Origin of the sequence: Novosphingobium aerophilum, from assembly GCF_014230305.1 — a bacterium.
Lineage (GTDB): Bacteria > Pseudomonadota > Alphaproteobacteria > Sphingomonadales > Sphingomonadaceae > Novosphingobium > Novosphingobium aerophilum.
This window is the reverse complement of the sequence record NZ_JACLAU010000003.1, coordinates 1-22,114: the sequence shown is the minus strand read 5'-3', so window position 1 is coordinate 22,114 and position 22,114 is coordinate 1. Positions and strand designations below refer to the sequence as shown.

At 67.6% G+C, this 22,114-nt stretch carries 18 protein-coding genes; 10 read left to right on the top strand and 8 right to left on the bottom strand.

The genetic code is table 11. From position 1 onward, the window contains the following. Positions 1 to 30 precede the first annotated feature (30 nt). The 3 genes from H7F49_RS03595 to gyrA all read right to left on the bottom strand — a co-directional run bounded on the left by H7F49_RS03595 (position 31) and on the right by gyrA (position 5,241). On the bottom strand, positions 31 to 2,106 hold the full coding sequence (locus H7F49_RS03595) for a DUF3857 domain-containing transglutaminase family protein (protein ID WP_185682206.1): 2,076 nt from the start codon (positions 2,104 to 2,106) through the stop codon (positions 31 to 33). Between the two features lie 61 nt (positions 2,107 to 2,167). Further along, on the bottom strand, positions 2,168 to 2,509 hold the full coding sequence (locus H7F49_RS03590) for a DUF952 domain-containing protein (RefSeq protein WP_185682205.1): 342 nt from the start codon (positions 2,507 to 2,509) through the stop codon (positions 2,168 to 2,170). After that, entirely contained in the window at positions 2,506 to 5,241 is a 2,736-nt protein-coding gene (gyrA, locus tag H7F49_RS03585) for a DNA gyrase subunit A (protein WP_185682204.1), read from the bottom strand. The genes H7F49_RS03590 and gyrA overlap by 4 nt, the downstream gene beginning before the upstream one ends. Positions 5,242 to 5,602: 361 nt before the next feature. Between gyrA and H7F49_RS03580 the strand changes: the two genes are divergently transcribed. Beyond that, positions 5,603 to 6,901, top strand: a complete 1,299-nt coding sequence (locus tag H7F49_RS03580; RefSeq protein ID WP_185682203.1) for a tetratricopeptide repeat protein — start codon at positions 5,603 to 5,605, stop codon at positions 6,899 to 6,901. Positions 6,902 to 7,112: 211 nt separating this feature from the next. On the opposite strand, the gene H7F49_RS03575 is transcribed toward H7F49_RS03580, so the two are convergent. Further along, entirely contained in the window at positions 7,113 to 7,766 is a 654-nt protein-coding gene (locus H7F49_RS03575) for a carbonic anhydrase (protein WP_185682202.1), read from the bottom strand. 65 nt (positions 7,767 to 7,831) lie between these two features. Here H7F49_RS03575 and lipA point away from each other — a divergent pair, with 65 nt between their 5' ends. Together lipA and H7F49_RS03565 are read left to right on the top strand one after the other, a co-directional pair. After that, positions 7,832 to 8,818 (top strand): lipoyl synthase, encoded by a 987-nt coding sequence (gene lipA, locus H7F49_RS03570; RefSeq protein ID WP_235981763.1) that lies wholly within the window; start codon positions 7,832 to 7,834, stop codon positions 8,816 to 8,818. Between the two features lie 4 nt (positions 8,819 to 8,822). After that, the gene (locus H7F49_RS03565; protein ID WP_185682200.1) at positions 8,823 to 9,302 is read left to right on the top strand and encodes a type II toxin-antitoxin system RatA family toxin; all 480 of its coding nucleotides are present in this window, start codon (positions 8,823 to 8,825) and stop codon (positions 9,300 to 9,302) included. Here H7F49_RS03565 and H7F49_RS03560 read toward each other — a convergent pair. The 3 genes from H7F49_RS03560 to H7F49_RS03550 are packed head-to-tail and all read right to left on the bottom strand — an operon-like array spanning position 9,263 to position 11,508. After that, positions 9,263 to 9,796, bottom strand: coding sequence for a CinA family protein (locus tag H7F49_RS03560; protein ID WP_214647634.1), 534 nt, complete (start codon positions 9,794 to 9,796; stop codon positions 9,263 to 9,265). The genes H7F49_RS03565 and H7F49_RS03560 overlap by 40 nt on opposite strands. Next, complete coding sequence (locus H7F49_RS03555) at positions 9,774 to 10,307, bottom strand: hypothetical protein (RefSeq protein WP_185682198.1); 534 nt, start codon at positions 10,305 to 10,307, stop codon at positions 9,774 to 9,776. Before H7F49_RS03555 ends, H7F49_RS03560 begins: the two co-directional genes overlap by 23 nt. A gap of 19 nt (positions 10,308 to 10,326) precedes the next feature. Next, complete coding sequence (locus H7F49_RS03550; RefSeq protein WP_185682197.1) at positions 10,327 to 11,508, bottom strand: bifunctional 2-C-methyl-D-erythritol 4-phosphate cytidylyltransferase/2-C-methyl-D-erythritol 2,4-cyclodiphosphate synthase; 1,182 nt, start codon at positions 11,506 to 11,508, stop codon at positions 10,327 to 10,329. Between the two features lie 81 nt (positions 11,509 to 11,589). On the opposite strand from H7F49_RS03550, the gene dusB reads away from it, so the two are divergent. The 7 genes from dusB to hflX all read left to right on the top strand — a co-directional run bounded on the left by dusB (position 11,590) and on the right by hflX (position 21,078). Beyond that, on the top strand, positions 11,590 to 12,636 hold the full coding sequence (dusB, locus tag H7F49_RS03545; protein ID WP_185682196.1) for a tRNA dihydrouridine synthase DusB: 1,047 nt from the start codon (positions 11,590 to 11,592) through the stop codon (positions 12,634 to 12,636). Positions 12,637 to 12,639: 3 nt separating this feature from the next. Next, on the top strand, positions 12,640 to 13,764 hold the full coding sequence (locus tag H7F49_RS03540; RefSeq protein WP_185682195.1) for a two-component system sensor histidine kinase NtrB: 1,125 nt from the start codon (positions 12,640 to 12,642) through the stop codon (positions 13,762 to 13,764). Beyond that, positions 13,761 to 15,179: a sigma-54-dependent transcriptional regulator gene (locus H7F49_RS03535; protein WP_185682194.1), complete on the top strand. Its 1,419-nt coding sequence runs from the start codon at positions 13,761 to 13,763 to the stop codon at positions 15,177 to 15,179. The genes H7F49_RS03540 and H7F49_RS03535 overlap by 4 nt, the downstream gene beginning before the upstream one ends. Before the next feature lie 90 nt (positions 15,180 to 15,269). Next, positions 15,270 to 17,528 carry a sensor histidine kinase gene (locus tag H7F49_RS03530; protein ID WP_235981759.1) on the top strand — a complete coding sequence of 753 codons (2,259 nt, stop codon included), beginning with the start codon at positions 15,270 to 15,272 and terminating at the stop codon, positions 17,526 to 17,528. Between the two features lie 49 nt (positions 17,529 to 17,577). Next, entirely contained in the window at positions 17,578 to 18,966 is a 1,389-nt protein-coding gene (gene ntrX / locus H7F49_RS03525) for a nitrogen assimilation response regulator NtrX (RefSeq protein ID WP_185682193.1), read from the top strand. A 214-nt stretch (positions 18,967 to 19,180) separates the two neighbouring features. Continuing rightward, positions 19,181 to 19,753 (top strand): RNA chaperone Hfq, encoded by a 573-nt coding sequence (gene hfq, locus H7F49_RS03520; RefSeq protein WP_185682192.1) that lies wholly within the window; start codon positions 19,181 to 19,183, stop codon positions 19,751 to 19,753. Beyond that, entirely contained in the window at positions 19,753 to 21,078 is a 1,326-nt protein-coding gene (hflX, locus tag H7F49_RS03515) for a GTPase HflX (RefSeq protein ID WP_328806510.1), read from the top strand. Before hfq ends, hflX begins: the two co-directional genes overlap by 1 nt. 22 nt (positions 21,079 to 21,100) lie before the next feature. Here the strand turns inward: hflX and mazG are convergent, their stop codons facing one another. Continuing rightward, positions 21,101 to 21,880 carry a nucleoside triphosphate pyrophosphohydrolase gene (mazG, locus tag H7F49_RS03510; protein WP_185682190.1) on the bottom strand — a complete coding sequence of 260 codons (780 nt, stop codon included), beginning with the start codon at positions 21,878 to 21,880 and terminating at the stop codon, positions 21,101 to 21,103. Positions 21,881 to 22,114 lie beyond the last annotated feature (234 nt).

Sequence of the window (22,114 nt, the reverse complement as noted above, 5' to 3'; positions counted from 1 at the left end):
TTGCCAACCCAATCGCAGGTGACCCTGGCCTCACTCGCTCAGGCTGCATGCTGTGCTGTCCGCAGTCCAGTCGACCTCCTCGATCAACGGGATCGTGGCCTTGGCGGTGGTCGCCGCCGTCTTGCCTTGGCGCGCGGCCCGGACCTCGAAGAGTTGTCCCGTGAGATTGTTGAAGTCGGGGATGGCCGCGTTGGCCTTTGTCGCCTCGGCGGCAGTCAACTCGGCCTGGAAGGTGCGGGACACCTTGACCGTGCGCAGGATGTTGTCGCGCAGTTCGGACCGCCTGGCATAATGCACGCGGCCGATCTGGACATCATAGGGATCCGCCGTGAAGTCCCAGGTCAGCTTCGGGTTGCTCGGCCGGGGCACCCGGATGTTCGCCACAAAGCAGCGGTAGTTGGGATAACTGTTGATCCATGGTGCGCTCTGCATCTGGTTATCCGGGCGCTTACGCAGGGGCGGAGGATAGCTGCCGGCATAGGGTGTGGTCTGCGAGTGACCGGTCTTGTCGTCTCCCTCCCAATCCGGCTTGGTCGTCCCGGTTATGGACATGATGGTGGCACTGCGGGCTTCGTCATAGCGCCAGGACACCGCTTGGGCATCGATCCAGCCGTCCTCGTTCGCCCAGTAGGCCCTTAGGGCCCGTTCGGCCTGATCGGGCGACAAGCCGGCAAGCTGGGCATGGAAGACGGCGCCATTCTGCCCCATGGCGATCCGCTGCGCCGTCACTTTCGCCGGCTGATCCAGCCCGGCCCGCCAGTCCACGTCGACCGTGCCGATCAGGCCCGGTCGGGTCGATGGACGGAACGGCGGTTGCTCCAGCTCGGCCCCGCTGGCGCGCAGCGGCAGGATCGCCCGATAGGGGGTGGGTTCCTGCAGCGGCAGGATCCGGTCTCCGTCCAGAGTGGCGTCAAGGTAGTAGGATCGGTCTGCGATGCTCGCCCTGACGATGGCATGATCGAACAGCGCAGGGCTGGGCAAGCGGGAGGGGATCACATCTCCGCCCTGGGACTGGACCAGGACGATTTCGCCGGCGATGCCCATCCGGGTCAGCATGGCCAGCAGCATGACCGACTTGGCCTTGCAATCGCCGAAGCGGTTCTGCCAGGTCACACCAACATCGGTGGGGCGGTAGTTCGCGCCGTTAAGCCCGACATAGACATACCGGATCTGCTCTTGGACGAAGCGCAGGGCCAGCGATGCGCGCGCCAGCGGGTCGTCACTGGCCGCCATGATGCGGGTGATCTCCGCTTCGATCTTCGGCCCAAGCGGGCCGTCCGCAGCCTTGGCGAACAGCTGGAAAACCTCTGCCGACACCTCGCGCCAGGTCTGGAAGTCGCTGAACTCGATCAGGCGACGGACGTTGAACCGCGGCGGGGCGCCATCGATGGCCAGCACCTTGCCCGGGTCGTCAAAGCGCCAGATCACCTCGCGTTCACGCACCTCGCCCGCCGGGATGTCTTCGGTCGAGCGATAGTGCGGAACCCGCGTCCCGTCCCACACCAATCGGACACGGTTTGCACCCACCCCTTCGGCGAAGGCCATCGGCTGAAGCCCATAGGCCCGATTGCGGAACGCCACATCCCGTTCCCGGATGGTGGTCGCGAATTCGATCTCGTCGCCGACCTGAAGTCCGGGAATCTGCAGCGCGGCGGTCAAGTCACCGGTTAGCATGGATGCTTCCAGGTTCTGTTCGCGCTGGATCACGGCGAACCGGTTGTTGGCCAGGACATCAATGACTTCACCCTCGCGGTAAACCCGCACCTGATTGACGCTCACGTCCTGCGATCCCGGGTTCCATTCAAGCCTCAGCGCGCCCAGACTCAATGCCTGCGAGCTCAGCAGCCTGACCCGGAACGCCATGTGCCGTTCGATCCGGTCGCTTCCCACCCTGATCTGCTGGTCCGAATAGATCACCCGGAATGGCGCCCCGGGCGGGGTTGCCGTCGTCGTCCCGGGCATAGCCGCGATGACCCAGTCCGGTGCGGGCTCATAGCGTAGGGTGTTGCCGACCGGCGGCTGCAGATCATTTCGTCCGGCGGCTTGGACGGGGTTCGAAAATCCCAGCGCTAGCCCCACGGCCAATGCCGTCTCGATCGTCCGCATCACAGCCCCTTTCCGCCAAGCCGGGCGATTCTGGCTGCATCCGCCGGTTTGTCAAATCGGATCAGGGCAGGTGTACTGTCGTGTCATCCAGCCATGTGACCGGCGCTTGCGCGATGACGGCGGAAAGCGGCAGCGCGGCGTAGACGTGCGGGAACAGTTGTCCGCCGCGGGAGGGCTCCCACCGGACGGACTCCTCCAAGGCGCGCAGGTCCACCGCCGCGATCCACAGATCATCCTGTCCGGCAAAATGCCTGCGCAGGGTTTCGGCCACCTGGTCTGACGTGGACAGGTGGATGTACCCATCGGCCAGGTCGATCGGCGCGCCGGCGAAGGTTTGGTCGGCCAGCAGGGCTTCGTGCTGCGGGCCGGTCAGGATCTTGTAGGCGACGGTGGGGGCAGTCATTCCCCGCCGTCCGGTCCTGCCTCCGCCTCGGTTGACGCGCTATCGTCGGCGCCACTGTCCTCGCCTTCGCTCTCGGCCAGCCGTACGGCGCTGACCACGTGCTCGTCGTCCGAGACGTTGAACAGCCGCACCCCGGCGGAGCCGCGGCCGATGACGCGCAGCGTGTCGAGCGGCAGGCGGATCAGCTTGGCCTGGTCGGTCACCAGCATCAACTGGTCCGCCTGACTGGCAGGGAAGCTGGCCACGACCGGGCCATTGCGGGCGATGTTGTCGATATTGGTGATGCCCTGGCCACCACGGCCGGTGCGGCGGTATTCGTAGGCCGAGGATAGCTTGCCATAGCCGTTGGCGCAGACGGTGAGGATGAATTCCTCACGCCCTGCCAGTTCGGCCATGCGTTCGGCCGACAGCGAGGGTTCGCCGTCCTTCTCGCCCTTCCACGGCGCGAACTTCAGATACTCCTCGCGCTCCTCGCTGCTGGTGCCGACGCGGTGCAGGATCGACAGCGAGATCACCTCGTCCCCGTCCTTCAGCATCATGCCCCGGACGCCGGTGGAGGTGCGGCTCTGGAATTCGCGCACGTCGTCCCCGGCGAAGCGGATTGCTTTGCCCTGCCGGCTGGCCAGCAGCACATCGTCGGTCGGTTCGAGCAGGGCGACGCCGATCAGACGATCGTCGCTGCCCTCCTCGAAGCGCATGGCGAACTTGCCGTTGCTGGGGATGTTGGCGAACAGGTCCATCGCATTGCGGCGGACGTTGCCGCGCGCCGTGGCGAAGACCACATGAAGCTTGCCCCACTCGGCCTCGTCCTCGGGCAACGGGAGGACGGCGGCGATGGTCTCGTCCTTGTCGAGCGCGGGAAGCAGGTTGACGATCGGGCGGCCGCGCGTGGCCGGTCCGCCTTCGGGCAGCCTCCACACCTTCAGGCGATAGACCTTGCCCGCGGTGGAGAAGAACAGGACCGGGGTGTGCGTGCTGGTGACGAACATTGTCGCCACGGCATCCTCGTCCTTGGTCGCCATGCCGGCGCGGCCCTTGCCGCCGCGGTTCTGGGCGCGGAAGGTGGAGAGGCTGGTGCGCTTGATGTAGCCGTCCATGGTCACGGTCACGACCATGTCGTCCCGCTCGATCAGGTCCTCGTCCTCGATCCCGTCCCAGGCGGGCGCGATCTGGGTCATGCGCGGGGTGGCGAACTGTTCGCGGACCAGCACCAGCTCGTCGCGCATCACGGCGTAGAGCTTCTTGCGGTCAGCCAGGATCGACAGGAATTCCTCGATCGCGGCGGCCAGTTCCTTCAGCTCGTCGCCGATCTCGTCGCGGCCCAGCGCGGTCAGGCGGTGGAGGCGCAGGTCGAGGATGGCCTTCACCTGGATCTCGGACAGGCGGTAGGTGCCGCCTTCCTGCTCGGCATTGGGCTCGATCGCCTCGACCAGGCGGATGTAGGGCGCGATCTCGCCAATGGGCCACTCGCGCGCGAGCAGGGCCGCACGGGCTGCCGCCGGATTTGGGGCCCCCCGGATGATCCGCACCACCTCGTCCAGGTTGGTGACCGCGACCACCAGGCCCAGCAAGACATGCGCCCGGTCGCGCGCCTTGTTCAGTTCGAACTTGGTGCGGCGGGTGATGACCTCTTCACGGAAGGTGATGAAGCTCTGGATGATGTCGCGCAGCGACAGGACTTCCGGGCGGCCGCCACGGATCGCCAGCATGTTGGCGGGGAAGTTCGATTGCGCGGGCGTGTTGCGCCACAACTGGTTGAGCACAACCTCGGGCGTGGCGTCGCGCTTCAGATCGACCACCACCCGCACGCCTTCGCGGTTGGATTCGTCGCGGATGTCGGAAATGCCCTCGATCCGCTTGTCCTTGGCGGCCTCGGCGATCTTCTCGACCAGGTTGGACTTGCCGACCTGGTAGGGGATCGAGGTCAGCACAATTGAGCGGCGATCGCCCCGGCCTTCCTCGATCTCGTGCTTGCAGCGCATGATGATCGAGCCGCGCCCGGTGTGGTAGGCGCTGCGCGCACCGGCCGTGCCGAGGATCAGGGGGGCCGTGGGGAAATCCGGCCCGGGGATGATCTCGAACAGCTGGTCGATCGTGATCGCGGGGTTCTCGATGAAGGCCAGACAGCCGTCGATCACCTCGCCCAGATTGTGCGGCGGGATATTGGTCGCCATGCCCACGGCGATGCCGCCAGCACCGTTTACCAGCAGGTTGGGGAACCGCGCCGGCAGGACTGAAGGTTCCTGCCGCGAGCCGTCATAGTTGTCGACGAAATCGACCGTGTCCTTGTCGAGATCCTCGAGCAGGACATTGGTGACGCGCGCCAGCCGCGCTTCGGTGTAGCGCATCGAGGCCGGCGGATCCGGATCCATCGAGCCGAAGTTGCCCTGACCGTCGACCAGCGGCACCCGCATCGACCAGGGCTGCGTCATGCGGGCCAGCGCGTCGTAGATCGAAGCGTCGCCGTGCGGGTGATAGTTACCCATGGTGTCGCCGACGATCTTGGCCGACTTGCGATAGGGCCGCCCGGCGACGAAACCGCCTTCCTGGCTGGCGAACAGGATGCGGCGATGCACCGGCTTCAACCCGTCGCGCACGTCCGGCAGGGCGCGGCTGACGATCACGCTCATCGCGTAATCGAGGTAGCTCGTCTTCATCTCGTCGACGATGTCGACGCGCGTGAATTCGCCGGCGGGGAAGGGGGAGGCCAGGGTTTCGGTGTCGTCGCTCACGGCTGCGGCAGTCTTTTCTGTTCTGGAACGGAAATGTGTATCCGAGGCCCTAGGACAAGCGGCCGGAGATGGCCAGCCGAAGGGGGGTGAAAAGCAGGAAAACGGGGCGTTTTCCACATCTCGCTGGGGTGTTGCGGGCCCGCGCTGCGGGCGATGCCGCACGGTCCGGGCGAGGGGCCATTCAATCGCCGTTCAAGCGGTGCGAATTACCGCGTCGCAGTGTTGCCATCGCAAAGTTTTCCGGTCATTTGCATGCGCGACACCAGGGCGGCGCGGAGTCTTTGCGCAGGCCCTGGCGCTGAACACCTGATCGCGGCGTTCCTCCCCGGGGGCCGGGACAGTGGAAGGAGACGAAGGCAGCATGTTCCCGATTTCCAGCCGCGCTGGCGGCACGTTCGTTTCGCGCGCGGCCCTGACCGCGGCGCTCGCGTTGGGTCTGGCCGGGGGCATGGTGGCCACGGCGGCTCCGGCGCTGGCCAAGGAAGCCAAGGACGCCAAGGCCGAAGGGCCGAAGCTCTCCAAGGCGTTCATCACCCTGGCCGGCCCGCTGCAGAACGACATGGCCAAGGCCAAGGACCAGGCCAGCGCCGCGGCGCTGAAGGACAAGGTCCTGGCTGCGCTCGCCGCCGCTCAGACGGTCGACGACAAGTTCTTCGCGGGCAATTTCGCGATCCAGATCGGCCAGACCGGCAAGGACAGCGGCCTTATGAAGACCGGCCTGGAAACCGTGATCGGCAGCGGCAAGCTGACCGGCCCGGAACTGGGCAAGTACAACTATTATCTTGGCGGCATGGCGTTCGACGCCAAGGACTATGCCGGCGCCCGCACCGCATTCTCCAACGCGGTGGCTGCGGGCTATGTCGAGAACGACGTGCAGGCGCTGCTGGCTGAAACCTACTTCGCCACCAACGAGCTGCCCAAGGGGCTGGAAGTCCTGGGTGCGGCGATCACCGCGCGCAAGGCTGCCGGCTCCGTCCCGCCGAAGGAGTGGTACATCCGCGGGCTGAGCGTGGCCTACAAGGCCAAGACCTATGAGCAGGCCTTCGGCTTCGGCGCCGGCCTGGTCGAGGCTTACCCGTCGACCGACAACTGGGCCGACGCCATCGGCCTGGCGCGCACTGCCGGTCGCTTCCAGGCGCAGGAGACGCTGGACCTGATGCGCCTGATGGACGCCACCGGCAGCTATCGCGACACCAGCGACTATGCCGAATACCTGCAGGCCGCCGACGCCCGCCGCGCCCCGGCCGAAGTCCTCAAGATTCTCGACGAGGGTGTGAAGAGCGGCAAGCTCAGCCCCAGCGACGTGTTCGTGAACGAGAACAAGACGATCGCCCAGGCCCGTCTCGCCGCGGACAAGGCCTCGCTGCCGCCGCTCGAGAAGGACGCGCTGCTGCCCACCGCCTCGACCGCCACGGTCATGGCGGCAGGCGACGCCTTCCTCAGCTATGACCAGTGGGCCAAGGCCGAGGGCTTCTACCAGACCGCCCTGGGCAAGCCGGGAGTCGATGCGGACCGTGCCCTGACCCGTCTGGGCATCGCCCAGTTCGAACAGGGCAAGTTCGCCGATGCCCAGGCCACCTTCGGCAAGGTCAACGGCGTGCGCAAGCCGATCGCCCAGCTCTGGGCGATCTTCGCCGGCCAGAAGGCCAAGGGCGGCTGATCGCGGCGATCCTGTGATAAGCGAAGGGCGGCAGTCACCTGCCGCCCTTTGTTTTTGGGGATTGGGGTCGCTTTCGAAGGCTGACGCGGAACCCCCACCCCCAGCCCCTCCCCAACGGGAAGGGGGCTCGGCGGTCGTGTTGGCAAACAACCCCATCACCTGGTGGCCCGGCCGACCGATGGTGCGCGGCCAGCGGCGATCGTTTCGGGGATCAGGTCGCGGGTCGAAAGTCACCGGACGTTTCGTCCAGGACGTGCAGGATGCCGTCCGAGATCGCGAAGAAGGCCCCGGTCAGCCGCAGCTCGCCATCACGTTCCTTGCGGCGGATACAGGGAAAGGTGCGCAGGTTGCCCAGGCTGGCCTTTACCCCGGCCAGTTCCATCGCCCGCTCGGCCTCGCGGCCCGAGGTGCCGTGCGCGGCGACCACAGGCTCACGCGCATCATCCAGCAGGGCGATCCAGTCGGCGATGAAGCCGCCTTCGCCGCGTTCGGCGCCCTGCAGCTCCTGGGTCAGCGCCGCCTTGCAGCCACCGCACAGGCCATGCCCGAGCACGACGATCTCGCGCACGCCCAGCACCTGCACGGCAAACTCCAGCGCGGCCGACACGCCGTGGAGGCCGGGTGAGGTCTCGAACGGCGGCACCATCGCGGCCACGTTGCGGACCACGAAGATCTCGCCCGGGTCGACATCGAAGATCTGGGCCGGATCGACCCGGCTGTCAGAGCAGGCGATCACCATGATTTCCGGCTGCTGACCCTCGCGCAGCGTGGCCCAGCGTTCGCGGTTCGGGTTCCAACCGGTCTGGCGGAAGCGGCGGTAACCGGCGAGCAGGCGGGCGAGCTGGGCGGATGGGGCAGCGGACATGGCCCGCCTCATGGCCTCCCCAATTGCCTCTGGCAAGGGCCCTGCATTGCGCCTATCTGCGCAGCATGAGTGACCTTGCCCCCGACCTGCAGACCGCGCAGCCGGCTGCCGACGCCAACGAGCCCACCGATAGCGCGCCTGCCGCAGCGCCCGAACGCCAGCGCAAGCCCGACTGGATTCGCGTCAAGGCGCCAACCAGCCGCGCCTATGGCGAGACTCGTGCCCTGATGCGCGAGCTGAAGCTGAACACTGTGTGCGAGGAGGCGGCCTGCCCCAACATCGGCGAGTGCTGGACCAAGAGGCATGCCACGGTGATGATCCTGGGTGACGTCTGCACCCGGGCCTGCGCGTTCTGCAACGTGAAGACCGGGATGCCGCGCAAGGTTGACGTCGATGAACCGGCCCACGTGGCCGAGGCGGCGGCAAAGCTGGGGCTGGAGCACATCGTCATCACCTCGGTTGACCGCGATGACCTGCCCGATGGCGGAGCCGGGCAGTTCGTCAAGGTGATCGAGGCGCTGCGCCGGACCACGCCGGACACCACCATCGAGATCCTCACGCCCGATTTCCGCGGCAAGATGCGCCCCGCCGTCGAGGCGATCGTCGCGGCCGGGCCCGACGTCTACAATCACAACCTGGAAACCGTGCCACGGCTCTACCCGACCATCCGCCCCGGCGCGCGCTACTATGCCTCGTTGCGGCTGCTGGAGGAGGTCAAGCATCACAATCCGCTGATCTTCACCAAGAGCGGGATCATGCTGGGCCTGGGCGAGGAGCGGCTCGAGGTTCACCAGGTGATGGACGACATGCGATCGGCCCAGATCGATTTCCTGACCATGGGGCAGTATCTCCGCCCGACCCCCAAGCATGCCGAGGTCAAGGAGTTCGTCACCCCTCAGGCGTTCTCGGCCTATGGTGCGATCGCGCGGGCCAAGGGGTTCCTGCAGGTCGCGGCCAGCCCGCTCACCCGGTCAAGCTACCATGCCGGCGAGGACTTCGCCCAGATGCGCGCGGCCCGCGAAGCGCAGCTCGCCAAGCAGCGGGCGCGCTGACCCGGTGGCCCGCATTCACGAGGTCCGCCGCTTGCCGTGGAGTGCGCGGCAAATGTTCGATCTGGTGGCCGATGTGGGCCGCTATGCCGAGTTCCTGCCCTGGGTCGTCGCGACGCGGGTCCGCTCGGACAGCGAGACCGAGATGGTCGCGGACATGCTGGTCGGCTTTTCCGCCCTGCGCGAAAAGTTCACCTCGCGCGTGGAAAAGCGTGCGCCGGATGGTGCTGACGGCGCAGGCACGATCCAGGTCCATTATGTCGACGGGCCGCTGCGTGATCTCGACAACCGCTGGGTGTTCCGCCCGGTCGGTCCCGACGCCTGCGAGATCGATTTCTGCGTCGAGTTCGCGTTCCGCAACGCGCTGTTCCAGAAACTGGCCAACCAGTACCTCGACAAGGCGTTCCGCAAGATGGTGGGCGCTTTCGAGCAGCGCGCCGCCCAGGTCTACGGCAGCAGCAGCTCCAGCGCGCAAAGCGTCGCCTGAAGCCGCACGGCGGCGCGGCTCTCGCCGGAAAAGTGCCGTTCTTCGGCATCGCCGGATTCGGGATCGGCCGCGTCACGGGTCGCCCGGGCGAAGACCACGGTGCCCACCGGCTTGTTGTCGGAGCCTCCGCCCGGACCCGCGACCCCGCTGATCGCCACGGCCACATCCGCGCTGCTGCGCTTCAGAGCACCGGCGGCCATCGCCCAGGCGCAAGCGATCGAGACGGCGCCGAAGGTGTCGATGATATCGCCCGACACGCCCAGCATTTCGTGCTTGGCGGCATTGGAATAGGTCACGAAGCCGCGATCGAGCACGGCGGAGGAGCCCGCGATCTCGGTCAGGGCCGCGGCGACGAGCCCGCCGGTGCAGCTTTCGGCCACGGCCACGGTGCGACCGAGCGCGGCATTTTCCTCGATCACCCGGCGGGCCAGGGCGAGCACTTCGGCGGGCAACAGCGATTCGGTCACGGGGTCAGGCCTTGCACAGGGGAACATTGCCTAGCCGGGCACCGCCGGCCCGACTCGCGAGGCCCGAGGCGATGGCGATCAGTTCGGCCGTGCTTTCGGCGGGCAGGGGAGAAACCAGGGAGAGCACCCGATCGATCGTGCCGCAGGTCTCGGGCTTGATCTGCCCGGTGACAATGCCCGACACCGCCGCGTCGGCGATCTGTTGCAGGGCATCGTCGGGCATCGACGAAAACAGCTGGGCAGCGCCCGGGTCGCGGGCGGCAGTCATCTTGAGAAAGGCGGCCTTGGCCTCGGGCCAGACCGGTGCGCGCGTAGCGGAGTAACGCTGCGCCAGATCACCCCCGCTGCGGCGCAGGAAGGCCGTGCTCGGCAGGACCGTCGCGCAAGCCCGGCTGGTGCCGGAAATCACGCTGGGAAGGGCATAGGTCGACAGCGCAGTGAATTCGCGCGCGGTCAGGCAGGAGGGGCCGGTCTGGGCCGCGGCGATCTGCGGGGCGGCCAGCAGCAGGGTCGAGCAGAGCAGGGCAAGCGTTCGCATCATCGGTTCCTGTGCAGCCTCAGTCGCGGACCACGGTGGCCACGGCCTGGGCGGCGATGCCCTCGCGCCGGCCGGTGGCGTCCAGGCCTTCGGTGGTCGTCGCCTTGACGCTGACCGCGCCAATGTCAACGCCAAGGATCGCGGCCAGTCGCGCGCGCATGGCCTCGCGGTGGGGGCCGATTTTCGGCGCCTCGCAGATGATGGTAACGTCGACATTGCCGATCCGGTGCCCGGACCCGGTCACCAGCGTCAGGGCGTGGGCCAGGAACTGGTCGGACGCAGCGCCTTTCCACTGGGGATCGCTTGGCGGGAAGTGGCTGCCGATGTCGCCCGCGCCAATCGCACCGAGCAGCGCATCGACGAGGGCATGGATCGCCACGTCGGCGTCGCTGTGCCCGGCCAGGCCATGGCTATGTTCGATCTTGACGCCGCACAGCCACAGGTCCTCCCCGGGGCTCAAGCGATGGACATCATAGCCGGTGCCGATCCGCACCGGCGGCGCGGCGGCGGCGAAATCGCTGGCGAAGGTCAGCTTGTGCAAGGCTTCGTCTCCATCGACCAGGGCAACATCGAGCCCGGCGGCACGGGCTACCTGGGCATCGTCCCCCGCCTCGGCGGTTCCGGCCCACTGCCGGTGAGCGGCGAGGATCGCGGCGAACCGGAAGGCCTGGGGCGTCTGGACCCGGCGCAGGGCCGCGCGGTCCGCCGGTTCGCCCATCATGCCCGAGTGGTCATGGCACAGGCTGTCGACCACCGGCAGCACCGGAATGGCGCCGGGACTATCCTGCAATGCCGCCACCAGCCGGTCGATCACGGAGTGGGGCAGCACCGGCCGTGCCGCATCATGGATCAGGACCAGCCGTGGCGCATCCGGTTCCAACGCGGACAGTCCGGCCAGCACGGAACCCTGACGGGTGGCGGCGCCGGTCACGAGCCGGACCGGCAGGCCGTCGAGCGCGGCCTGGGCCAGCGCGGTTCCGCCCTCGGGGATGCAGACCACCACGGGGGCGCATCCGGCCGCGGCCAGGGTCTCGACCGAATGGCGGACCACCGGCTTGCCGCGCCAGACCGCGAACTGCTTGGGCAACGGTTGCCCCGCGCGCAGCCCCGCGCCTGCGGCGACGACGATCGCGGCGGTTCCGGCTGGCAAGCCAGCAGCGCCGAGCGGCAGGCCGGGAGGTGGGCTGGGTTCGGAGGCCATCAGAGCGCGCGGGTAATCGCTTGCGGGGCAAAGGACAATCCACTATGCGCTGCCTGTTTTTTAGGCAGGCCCGGCAGAACCATGACCACCCCCCCGTCGCCCCCCGCGCTCGCGCCGATCCGCGTCGGACCGGTCCAGATCGATTGCCCGGTGATCCTGGCGCCGATGACCGGGGTGAGCGACCTGCCGTTCCGCAAGTTCGTCCGCCGCTTCGGCTCGGGCCTCAACGTCACCGAGATGATCGCCAGCGCGGCCGCGATCCGCGAGACGCGCCAGTCGATCCAGAAGGCGGCCTGGGATCCGGTGGAGGATCCGGTCTCGATGCAACTGGTCGGCTGCGAGCCGGCCGAAATGGCCGAGGCGGCCCGCCTCAACGAGGATCGCGGTGCGGCCATCATCGACATCAACATGGGCTGTCCGGTGCGCAAGGTGGTGAATGGTGATGCGGGATCGGCGCTGATGCGCGACGTCCCCCTGGCGACCCAACTGATCGCCGCCACGGTCAAGGCGGTGAAAGTCCCGGTCACGGTCAAGATGCGGATGGGCTGGTGCCACGACAGCCTCAACGCGCCGGAGCTCGCGCGGATTGCCGAGGATCTTGGTGCGAAGATGATCACGGTCCATGGCCGCACCCGCAACCAGATGTACAAGGGCAGCGCCGACTGGGCCTTTGTCCGCGCGGTCAAGCAGGCGGTGTCGATCCCGGTGATCGTCAACGGGGACATCTGCGAGATCGAGGATGCCGCTCGCGCGCTGGAACAGTCGGGCGCCGATGGCGTGATGATCGGGCGGGGCGCTTATGGGCGGCCCTGGCTCCTGGCCCAGGTGATGCACTGGTGGCGGACCGGAGAGATCCTGCCGGACCCCACGCTGGCTGAACAATTTGACGTTATTCTAGAGCATTACGAAGCCATGCTGCAGCACTATGGCAGCATGACCGGGGTCCGCATGGCCCGCAAGCACCTGGGCTGGTACACCAAGGGGCTGCCGGGCTCGGCCGAGTTCCGCAACAGGGTCAACTTCATCGACGATGCCGATCAGGTCGTGCGCGAGCTGACCGCGTTCTACGCGCCGCTGCTCGACCTGGGGCTGACGGCCAGCGGTCGGCTGCGGCGCGAGGCCGCCTGAGCCATGGCGGCAAGCCAGGTCGCGCCCGACGCCTGGCGGCAACTGGCCAGCATGTCGCTGGCCGTGGTCCTGCTCGATCCCGACCAGCGGGTCGCCGGCGCGAACCCGGCGGCCGAGCAGTTCCTGGGCCAGAGCCTGCGGCGCATATCGGGCAAGCGGCTGTTCGATCTGGTCAGCTTCGATGAGCCCCGCCTGCTGGTCAGGGTGGGGGACCGGGACGCGCCGCTGTCGGCGCGGGATGCCGGTGCGGTGATCCTGGGCGTCGGTCCGCGCCGGCTGGACGTGACCGTCTCGCCGGTGACCGAGACCCCGGGATGGCAAGTGGTGACCCTGCAGGACGCGAGCGCGGCCGAGGCGCTGGGCGAGGACCCCGGGACCGCCGAGGACTCCGTGTTGCGCGCGCCGGAGATCCTCGCCCATGAGATCAAGAATCCGCTGGCCGGAATTCGCGGGGCCGCGCAGTTGCTGGGCCGCAAGGTGGCCGATCGCGACAAGGCGCTGACCATGCTCATCGCCGACGAGGTCGATCGCATCGCCAAGCTGATCGACGAGATGCAGACGCTGTCGCGGCGGACCACCGAGCCGGTCGCGCCGTGCAATCTGCATGAGGCGGTGCGCCGCGCCCGGGCGGTGATCGATGCGGCGGGGACGGCACTGGGCCGCGGTGTGCGGATCGAGGAGGAGTTTGATCCGTCCCTGCCGCAAGTGCTGGGCGGGGCCGATGCGCTGGTGCAGGTGCTGATCAACCTGCTGTCCAACGCGGCAGAGGCCTGCCACGGGCAGGAAGGCCCGCGCATCGTGGTGCGCACCCGCTTCTCCAGCGGCTTACAGCTTCATGCCGTGAGCGACGGCAAGCCCGTTCGGCTGCCGATCGAGCTGCGGGTGAGCGACAATGGTCCCGGGGTCGATCCGGCCATGCGCGATCACATCTTCGAGCCCTTCGTCACCAGCAAGAAGAGCGGGCAGGGACTGGGCCTGGCCCTGGTCCGCAAGCTGGTGCGGGACATGAGCGGGCGCATCACGCACGAGCGCGACGAGGCGAAGGGCTGGACCCATTTCCGGATCCACCTGCCCCTTGCGCCGGAGGTCCGACGGAACCGCGGCGAGGAGGCAAGGGGAGAGGCATGACCGTTCTGCTGGTCGAGGACGACGAGTCGATCGCGATCGTCATCACCGCCGCGCTGGAGGCCGAGGGCTTCCGCGTGCATCACTGCGATTCCGTGGCCGAACGTGATCGCCTGCTGGCTCGTACCGGGTTCTCGGCGCTGGTCACCGACGTCAAGCTGACCGACGGCGATGGCATCGAATCGTTGCCGGCGGTGCGGGCGTTGCATCCGGACATGCCGGTGATCATCCTCAGCGCGCAGAACACCCTGGATACCGCGGTGCGGGCCAGCGATACCGGCGCCTTCGAATACTTCCCGAAGCCCTTCGACATCGACGAGCTGGCCCGCACCGTGCGCCAGGCCGTGGGGGCAGGCGGGCAGATGCTCGATCCGGCCGAGGACGGGCCCGAGCCGGAAGGCCTCCCGCTGGTGGGCCGCAGCGCGCCGATGCAGGCCGTGTACCGGATGATCACCCGCGTACTGCGCAATGATCTGACCGTGCTGATCCTGGGCGAATCCGGCACCGGCAAGGAGCTGGTGGCCGAAGCGATCCACCAGTTGGGGCACCGTCGCGGTGGTCCGTTCATCGCGGTCAACACCGCGGCGATTCCGGCCGACCTGATCGAAAGCGAGCTGTTCGGGCACGAGAAGGGGGCCTTTACCGGCGCCGTGGCGCGGCACATCGGCAAGTTCGAGCAGGCCACCGGCGGCACCCTGTTCCTTGATGAGATCGGCGACATGCCGATGCAGGCCCAGACCCGCCTGCTCCGCGCGCTCCAGTCGGGCTCGATCCGCCGGGTCGGCGGGCGCGAGGAGGTGAGGATCGACACGCGCATCGTCGCCGCCACCAATCGCGACCTGGAACCGCTCATCGCGGCCGGCCAGTTCCGCGAGGACCTGTTCTACCGGCTGAACGTGGTTCCCATCCACATGCCGGCCCTGCGCGAACGCAGCGGTGACATCGAGGCTCTGGCCAACCACTTCCTCAAGCTGGGCGCCGCCGAGGGTTTGCCGCGCCGCCAGCTCACCACGGACGGGGCCGAGCTGCTGGAGCGCCAGCCGTGGCGCGGGAACGTGCGCGAACTGAAGAATTTCATCTACCGGCTGGCGCTGCTGGCCCGCGAGGACCTGGTCGATGCGGCCACGATCCAGCCCCTGTTGCTGCAAAGCCAGCGCAACGAGGCGGATCAGGCCCAGCAAGGGGCGGACATCGGCGCCGCCGTCGCGCGCTGGATCGAGGTCGAGGCGCCGCCGGCCGGCCGGGTCTACGATCTCGCCCTGGCCGCGTTCGAACGGCCGCTGTTCACCGAGGTGCTGCGCGGAACCGGCGGCAACCAGTTGCGGGCGGCCCAGATCCTGGGGATCAACCGCAACACCCTGCGCAAGCGACTGTCCGAGCTGGGGCTCGATCCGGAAGGCTTCGTCCGCAAGGTTTGAGGTCGGCGGGTCCGGGCTGCGGCAGGCCGAGCGGGTGGGGTGACAATCCCTCTTGCAAATCGGCAACAGTAGTGTTGTTATTCGGTTACGATGGCGGACGGCGATCTGGTAAGGGCCGCGGCACGGCGAGGAGGCTGGCCGCGATGGCGGCGGCGGTTGCAGGTCTCGGCCCGTCGCGCCAACCTGTTCGCCCTGATCGAAATCATCGCCACCGTCGCCTTCATCACCATGACCGTGGTCACTTTCGCCACGATCCAGGGGCGATCGGACCGCGAGCTGATGCCGTCCGACCTGACCGCCACCCTGCTGGTCGGAACGCTGGTTCCCGCCATGGCCCTGCTGGTCCTGCTCGGCCGCCGCATGGCCCTGCGCCGTGCCGCCGAAACCCTGGGCGGCACCGGCCGGCTCCACACCCAACTGGTGTTCTTCTTCTCTCTGCTGGGGGCGATCCCGACCCTGCTGGTGGTGGTGTTCGCGTCCTACCTGTTCCAGTCCGGTGTCGAGTTCTGGTTCTCGGACAGCTCGCGCGGGCTGCTCGAGAACGCCAACAAGTTGGCGCGGGGCTATTACGAGCAGAACCTGCGGGACGTCGGCAACGAAACGGTGGCCATGGCCAGCGACCTGCGCGACTATCTTGGGCAGGCGCCGATCGCCAGTCCCGCCTTCGTCGAGGGCTATTCCTATCAGGTCGTCAGCCGCAAGCTCAACGAGAGCGCGATCATCGAGCGCGGCCGCGACGGTCAACTGCGCACGGCCGCAATCGTCGATCCCGAGAAGAACTCCAACCGCGAGCGGGTGACCCGCGAGGTGCTCGGCCGCCTCGAGGCGGGGGAGCCGATGGTGGTGAGCGCCAATGCCAACCGGATCGAGGCGGTGACGGCGATCGATCGCAACGCCGGGATCTACCTTTACGCCGCGCGCAGCTCGGACCTGCTGGCCTTCAGCCAGGGGCAGCGCGCGCAGAACATCGTGCGGGCCTATGAAGTCCTGACCCGGCGGGCGCGCACCTTGCAGCTGCGCTTCAATGTCGCCCTGTTCGTGGCCAGTCTGGCGCTGGTCGGCTTGTCCGTGTGGTTCGCCTTGCGGTTTGCCGACAATCAGGTGAAGCCGTTGTACGATCTGGTCGGCGCGGCGCGGCGGGTGGGCAGCGGCAATTATGCGCTGCGGGTGGAAGGGCGAACCGGCCCGGACGAGATCGGCCTGCTCAACCGCGCCTTCAACCGCATGACGGCCCAGATCGAACGGCAGACCAGCGCTTTGGTCGAGGCCAACCAGCAGCTCCACGAACGACGGGCCTTCATCGAGGCTGTGCTCGAATCGATCAGCGCCGGGATCATTTCGGTCGATGGCGACGGCCGGGTCCAGTTGATCAACACGTCGGCCAATTCGCTGCTGTTCGGCCAGGACGGCGCGCTGCCCATCGGCGAGCCGCTGGCTACCATCTCACCCACCATCGCCGGCCTGATCGAGCGGGGTCAGCGCAGTGCGGTGATCCAGCATGGCAAGGGGGGCGAATTGCTGACCCTGGCCGTGCGCATCTCGCGCGATCGCACGGGGCACGTCATCACCTTCGAGGACATCACCCGCCAACTGCTCGATCAGCGCCAGGCCGCCTGGTCGGACGTGGCGCGGCGCATCGCGCACGAGATCAAGAACCCGCTGACCCCGATCCAGCTCGCCACCGAGCGGCTGCGGCGCCGCTATGGCCGCCAGATCGAAAGCGATCCCCAACTGTTCGAGGAGCTGACCAGCACGATCATCCGCCAGGTCGGCGATCTGCGCAACATGGTGGACGAGTTCTCGTCCTTCGCCCGGCTGCCCAAGCCCGTGTTCCGCGCCGAGGATCCGGTCGACCTGGCGCGGCAGTCGGTCTTCCTGCAGGAGGTGGCGCGACCCGATCTGGACTTCGCCTTCCGGACCGAGGGCGCCGCCGAGGATGGGCCGCCGCTGGGCCGGCTGCTGTGCGATCGCCACCAGTTCGGCCAGGCCATGACCAACGTGCTGAAGAACGCGGTCGAGGCGATCGAGGCGCGCGCCCGGCAGGCCGATGTCGATTACCGCGGCCGGATTGCGGTGACCATGGAGGGTGATGACGCGATCGTGGCGGTGATGATCGCCGATAACGGCATCGGCCTGCCCAGCGAGCGTGAGCGGATCACCGAACCCTATATGACCACGCGTGAGAAGGGCACCGGGCTGGGCCTGGCGATCGTCAAGAAGATCATCGAGGAACATGGCGGCGAGATGAGTTTCGCCGCGACCGAGGGCGGCGGCACCACGGTGCGCATGTCCTTCGCCCGTGATCCGCTGGCCCGCCAGGAGGCCAATCGCCCCGAGGCCGCCGAATGACTTCCTTTCCCGTTACCCACCCCGCATCCGCGACCCGTGAGGACACCTGATGGCGCTCGATATCCTGATCGTCGACGATGAACGCGACATCCGCGAGCTGGTGGCCGGCGTGCTCAGCGACGAAGGCTACGAATGCCGTACCGCGGGCGACAGCCGCGCCGCGCTGGAAGCGATCGACCAGCGGCGGCCCAGTCTGGTCCTGCTCGACGTCTGGCTGCACGGTTCGCCGATGGACGGGCTTGAAGTGCTCGATGCCATCAAGGTGCGCGAACCCGAATTGCCGGTGATCATCTTTTCGGGCCACGGCAACATCGACACCGCGGTCTCCGCGATTTCACGCGGGGCGATGGACTTCATCGAGAAGCCGTTCGAGGCGGAACGCCTGCTCCATCTGGTCGGCCGTGCCACCGAGACGGAGCGGCTGCGCCGCGAGAATGCCCAACTGAAAAAGCATTCCGACACCGGGTTCTATGAATTCACCGGAAGCAGCACCGCGATCAACCAGGTTCGCGCCACGCTCAAGCGGGTGGCCAATACCGGCAGCCGGCTGCTCATTTCGGGGCCGGCCGGCGTGGGCAAGGAGGTGGCCGCGCGGATGCTGCATGCCTGGAGCCCGCGGGCGGACAATGCCTTCGTCTCGGTCAATTCGGCCCGGATCACGCCCGAGCGGTTCGAACAGGAGCTGTTCGGCGAGGAGCAGGACGGGCACCTGGTCCGCCCCGGCCTGCTGGAAATGGCCGACGGCGGCACGCTCTACCTGGATGAGGTGGCCGACATGCCGTTGTCGACCCAGGCGCGCATCCTGCGTGTCCTGACGGAGCAGGCCTTCGTCCGCGTGGGCGGGCACCGCCAGATCCGGGTCGACGTGCGGGTGGTGTCGTCCACCTCGCGCAACCTCGAAAAGGAAATCACCGAGCGCCGGTTCCGCGAGGACCTGTTCTACCGGCTCAACGTCGTGCCCGTCCACGTGCCCGCCCTGGCCGAGCGGCGCGACGACATTCCGGCCCTGGTCGAGCATTTCTTTGCCCGCTTCGCCGCAAGCCAGGGGGTGTCCCCGCCGGAGATCGCGACCGACGCCATGGCCGCGCTGCAGGCCTACGAGTGGCCCGGGAACGTGCGGCAGTTGCGCAATGTCGTGGAGCGCACGGTCATCCTCACGCCGCTCGAGCGGTTGGCGCGGATCGAGGCGGACATGCTTCCGCCGGAGATCGGCAGCGGGCGGCTCGGTGGGGATTCGGGGATGTCGACGCTGATGGGCGTGCCTCTGCGTGAGGCTCGCGAGAGTTTCGAGCGGGAATACCTGCGGGTGCAGATCCGGCGGTTTTCCGGCAATATCTCGAAGACTGCCAGCTTCATCGGAATGGAGCGGTCGGCGCTGCACCGCAAGCTCAAGCTTCTGGGCATGGTCGAGCGTGGGCCCGACGACGGGGAGGGCTGAAGGCCCAACCGCTGCGCGTCTCGCCGCCTGTCCAGCCGGACCGTCCCCGCGTGAATTGGTTTGCGATGCCGCTCCTCTGCGCCTTTTCCTGATTTACGTGGCAAGCGGAAACCGATAGCCTTCATTCGGTTTCGGCTGAATCGCACCCGCACGGGGCGATCCAGCCAGATCGCGGACCGCCACTAGGCGGCTGCCAAGAAGAAGGAGCACATTGGTGACCGGACGCACCCTTACCGCCCGCCCTCGTCCCCCCAAGGCCGAGCCCGAAGCACCTCCGCCGCCGGCCCCCACGGGCAAGGGCAGCCCCAATCTTCAGGACCAGTTCCTCAACCTGCTGCGCAAGAACAAGGTCCCTGTCACCATGTTCCTGGTGAAGGGGGTCAAGCTGCAGGGCATCGTGACCTGGTTCGACAACTTCTCGATCCTGTTGCGCCGCGATGGCCAGTCGCAACTGGTCTACAAGCACGCGGTCAGCACCATCATGCCAAGCCAGCCGATCGACGCGCGCCAGTTCGGCAGCGGTCCGGATACGGCCAACAAGAAGGTGCGCCTGCTGCAGGACGTGTTCCTCGCCTCGATCCGCAGCGCGGGGGTGCAGGTCACCATGTTCCTGGTCAACGGCGTCATGCTGCAGGGCCGGGTCGCCGCCTATGACCTGTTCTGCATGCTGCTGGAACGCGAAGGCTATGTGCAGCTTGCCTACAAGCATGCCGTGTCGACGATCCAGCCGGTTACCCCGGTCGATCTCACCGGCGGCGAGCTGGATGACGAAGAGGACGTGGACTGATCGACAACGACGACCTCAAGGGTGAGGTTTCCCGCGGGGCTCGCGCCGTCATCGTCTACCCGGCGATGCGGCAGCGGGTCGCCGTGGACACCGAATCCCGGCTGGAAGAGGCACGGGGCCTGGCCCTGGCAATCGGGATCGTGGTGGTGGAAGCCTTCGCCATCCCGATCCGCGAGGCGCGGGCCGGCACCCTGTTCGGCGAAGGCCAGATCGACAACATCGCCGTGGCCTGCAACCGCGAAGATGCCGAGCTGGTCATTGTCGACGGGTCGCTGACCGCGATCCAGCAGCGCAATCTGGAGGAAAAGCTCAAGCGCAAGGTGATCGACCGCACCGGCCTGATCCTCGAGATCTTCGGTGAGCGGGCGGCGACGGCCGAAGGGCGGTTGCAGGTGGAACTGGCGCACCTGGACTATCAGGCGGGACGCCTGGTCCGCTCTTGGACGCACCTCGAACGCCAGCGCGGCGGCTTCGGCTTCCTGGGCGGCCCGGGCGAGACCCAGATCGAGGCGGACCGCCGGATGATCCGGGACCGCATGGCCCGGCTGCGGCGCGAACTGGAACAGGTCCGCCGCACCCGGGGGCTGCATCGCCAGCGCCGGGGCCGGGCGCCCTGGCCGGTCATCGCCCTGGTCGGCTATACCAATGCCGGCAAGTCGACCCTGTTCAACCGGTTGACCGGCGCCTCGGTCATGGCCGAGGACCTGCTGTTCGCCACGCTTGATCCGACCATGCGGGCGATCCGCCTGCCGGGGATCGACAAGGCGATCCTATCGGACACGGTGGGCTTCATCTCGGACCTGCCGACCCAACTGGTCGCGGCGTTCCGCGCCACGCTGGAAGAGGTCACCGCGGCCGATGTGATCGTCCACGTCCGCGACATCGCCAACCCCGACACGGCGGCGCAGAAGCAGCAGGTGCTGGAGGTGCTGACCGACCTGGGGATCATCGGCGCCGAGGGTGAGGCCGCCCCGGTTCCGATGGTCGAGGTGTGGAACAAGTGGGACCTGCTGGACGCAGATCAGATTGCCTATCTGGAGGCCGAGCGGAATCGCAGGTCTGATGATAAGATCGTTTCTTTATCGGCCTTTACGGGCGAAAACTGCCAGAATTTGCTCGCTCTCCTGTCCGACATGCTGACCGCTGACGCGGCGCTGCACAGCTTCGTCCTGCCCGCGAGCGCGGGGCAGCGGATTGCCTGGCTGCATGCCCACGGCGAAGTGCTGGCGGACGAGGACGCCGGGGAAGGGGAGGAGGGACCGCGGCGGCGCCTTGCCGTCCGGCTCAGCCCCCGTGACCTGGGACGGTTCACCCGGCTGCCCTAGGGACGGCCGGACAAGATCACGCTTACTCGGCCGTCTTAACGCGCTGCCAGAGGCTTTCCTGCTGGTCGATCGTCAACTCGTCAAAGCGCTGGCCATCCTGTTCCGCCAGGCGCTCCATCGCGCGGAAACGGCGTTCGAACTTGGCGTTGGCCGCGCGCAGGGCGTCCTCCGGTGCCACCCCGTGGGCGCGCACCGCATTGACTGCGGCGAACAGCAGGTCGCCCGCTTCCTCCAGCCGATCCGCGTCGGTGCGCGCCTCGCGCAGCTCGTCGAGCTCCTCGCGGACCTTGGCGGCCGGGCCTTCGGTATCCGTCCAGTCGAACCCGACCCGGGCGGCACGCTTCTGCAACTTCTCGGCCCGCATCAAGGCCGGCAGGGCCTGGGCGACGCCATCCAGTGCCGAAGTGGCCCCGCGGGCCTCGCGCTCCCGTGCCTTGAGCTGCTCCCAGCGCTGCTCGCGCGACTGGTCGTCCGGTGCATCGCCGAACACGTGCGGATGCCGGTATTCCAGCTTGTCGGAGATCGCGGCCGCCACATCGTCGAACGCGAAAAGGCCGGCCTCTTCGGCCATGCGCGCGTGGAACACCACCTGCAGCAGCAGATCGCCCAACTCGTCGCGCAGGGCCGCCATATCCTCGCGCTCGATCGCGTCGGCCACCTCGTAGGCCTCCTCGATCGTGTAGGGCACGATCGTCGCGAAGGTCTGGGCGACATCCCAGTCACAACCGTTCACGGGATCGCGCAGCCGGGCCATTATGGCGAGCAGGCGTGGCAGGGCGGGACCGGTCGGGAGGGGTGTCATGGCTTCGGACCTTTGTTCTGGCTGGTTAGAGAAGACACTATTTCCGCCAGATAGAGATGTCACCGCTGGATGCAGCAGGGGCTGTGCGGAACCCTTCGAGCTTGTGCTGCGGATTCCGAGGTCATCGCGCGCACCATTCCGATTTGATCGCGCGCGGGAATCCGAGGTGATGGCGCGCAGCGTTCCGAGAATTGTCCGCGCAGCATTCCGAAATGATCGCGCGCAGTTTGAGGT

Bases quoted from the DNA above. Each gene is read 5' to 3' on its own strand.
- H7F49_RS03595 (WP_185682206.1), bottom strand. From the start codon at position 2,106: ATGCGGACGATCGAGACGGCATTGGCCGTGGGGCTAGCGCTGGGATTT.
- H7F49_RS03590 (WP_185682205.1), bottom strand. From the start codon at position 2,509: ATGACTGCCCCCACCGTCGCCTACAAGATCCTGACCGGCCCGCAGCAC.
- H7F49_RS03580 (WP_185682203.1), top strand. From the start codon at position 5,603: ATGTTCCCGATTTCCAGCCGCGCTGGCGGCACGTTCGTTTCGCGCGCG.
- H7F49_RS03575 (WP_185682202.1), bottom strand. From the start codon at position 7,766: ATGTCCGCTGCCCCATCCGCCCAGCTCGCCCGCCTGCTCGCCGGTTAC.
- lipA (WP_235981763.1), top strand. From the start codon at position 7,832: ATGAGTGACCTTGCCCCCGACCTGCAGACCGCGCAGCCGGCTGCCGAC.
- H7F49_RS03560 (WP_214647634.1), bottom strand. From the start codon at position 9,796: ATGTTCCCCTGTGCAAGGCCTGACCCCGTGACCGAATCGCTGTTGCCC.
- H7F49_RS03555 (WP_185682198.1), bottom strand. From the start codon at position 10,307: ATGCGAACGCTTGCCCTGCTCTGCTCGACCCTGCTGCTGGCCGCCCCG.
- H7F49_RS03550 (WP_185682197.1), bottom strand. From the start codon at position 11,508: ATGGCCTCCGAACCCAGCCCACCTCCCGGCCTGCCGCTCGGCGCTGCT.
- dusB (WP_185682196.1), top strand. From the start codon at position 11,590: ATGACCACCCCCCCGTCGCCCCCCGCGCTCGCGCCGATCCGCGTCGGA.
- H7F49_RS03540 (WP_185682195.1), top strand. From the start codon at position 12,640: ATGGCGGCAAGCCAGGTCGCGCCCGACGCCTGGCGGCAACTGGCCAGC.
- H7F49_RS03535 (WP_185682194.1), top strand. From the start codon at position 13,761: ATGACCGTTCTGCTGGTCGAGGACGACGAGTCGATCGCGATCGTCATC.
- H7F49_RS03530 (WP_235981759.1), top strand. From the start codon at position 15,270: ATGGCGGACGGCGATCTGGTAAGGGCCGCGGCACGGCGAGGAGGCTGG.
- ntrX (WP_185682193.1), top strand. From the start codon at position 17,578: ATGGCGCTCGATATCCTGATCGTCGACGATGAACGCGACATCCGCGAG.
- mazG (WP_185682190.1), bottom strand. From the start codon at position 21,880: ATGACACCCCTCCCGACCGGTCCCGCCCTGCCACGCCTGCTCGCCATA.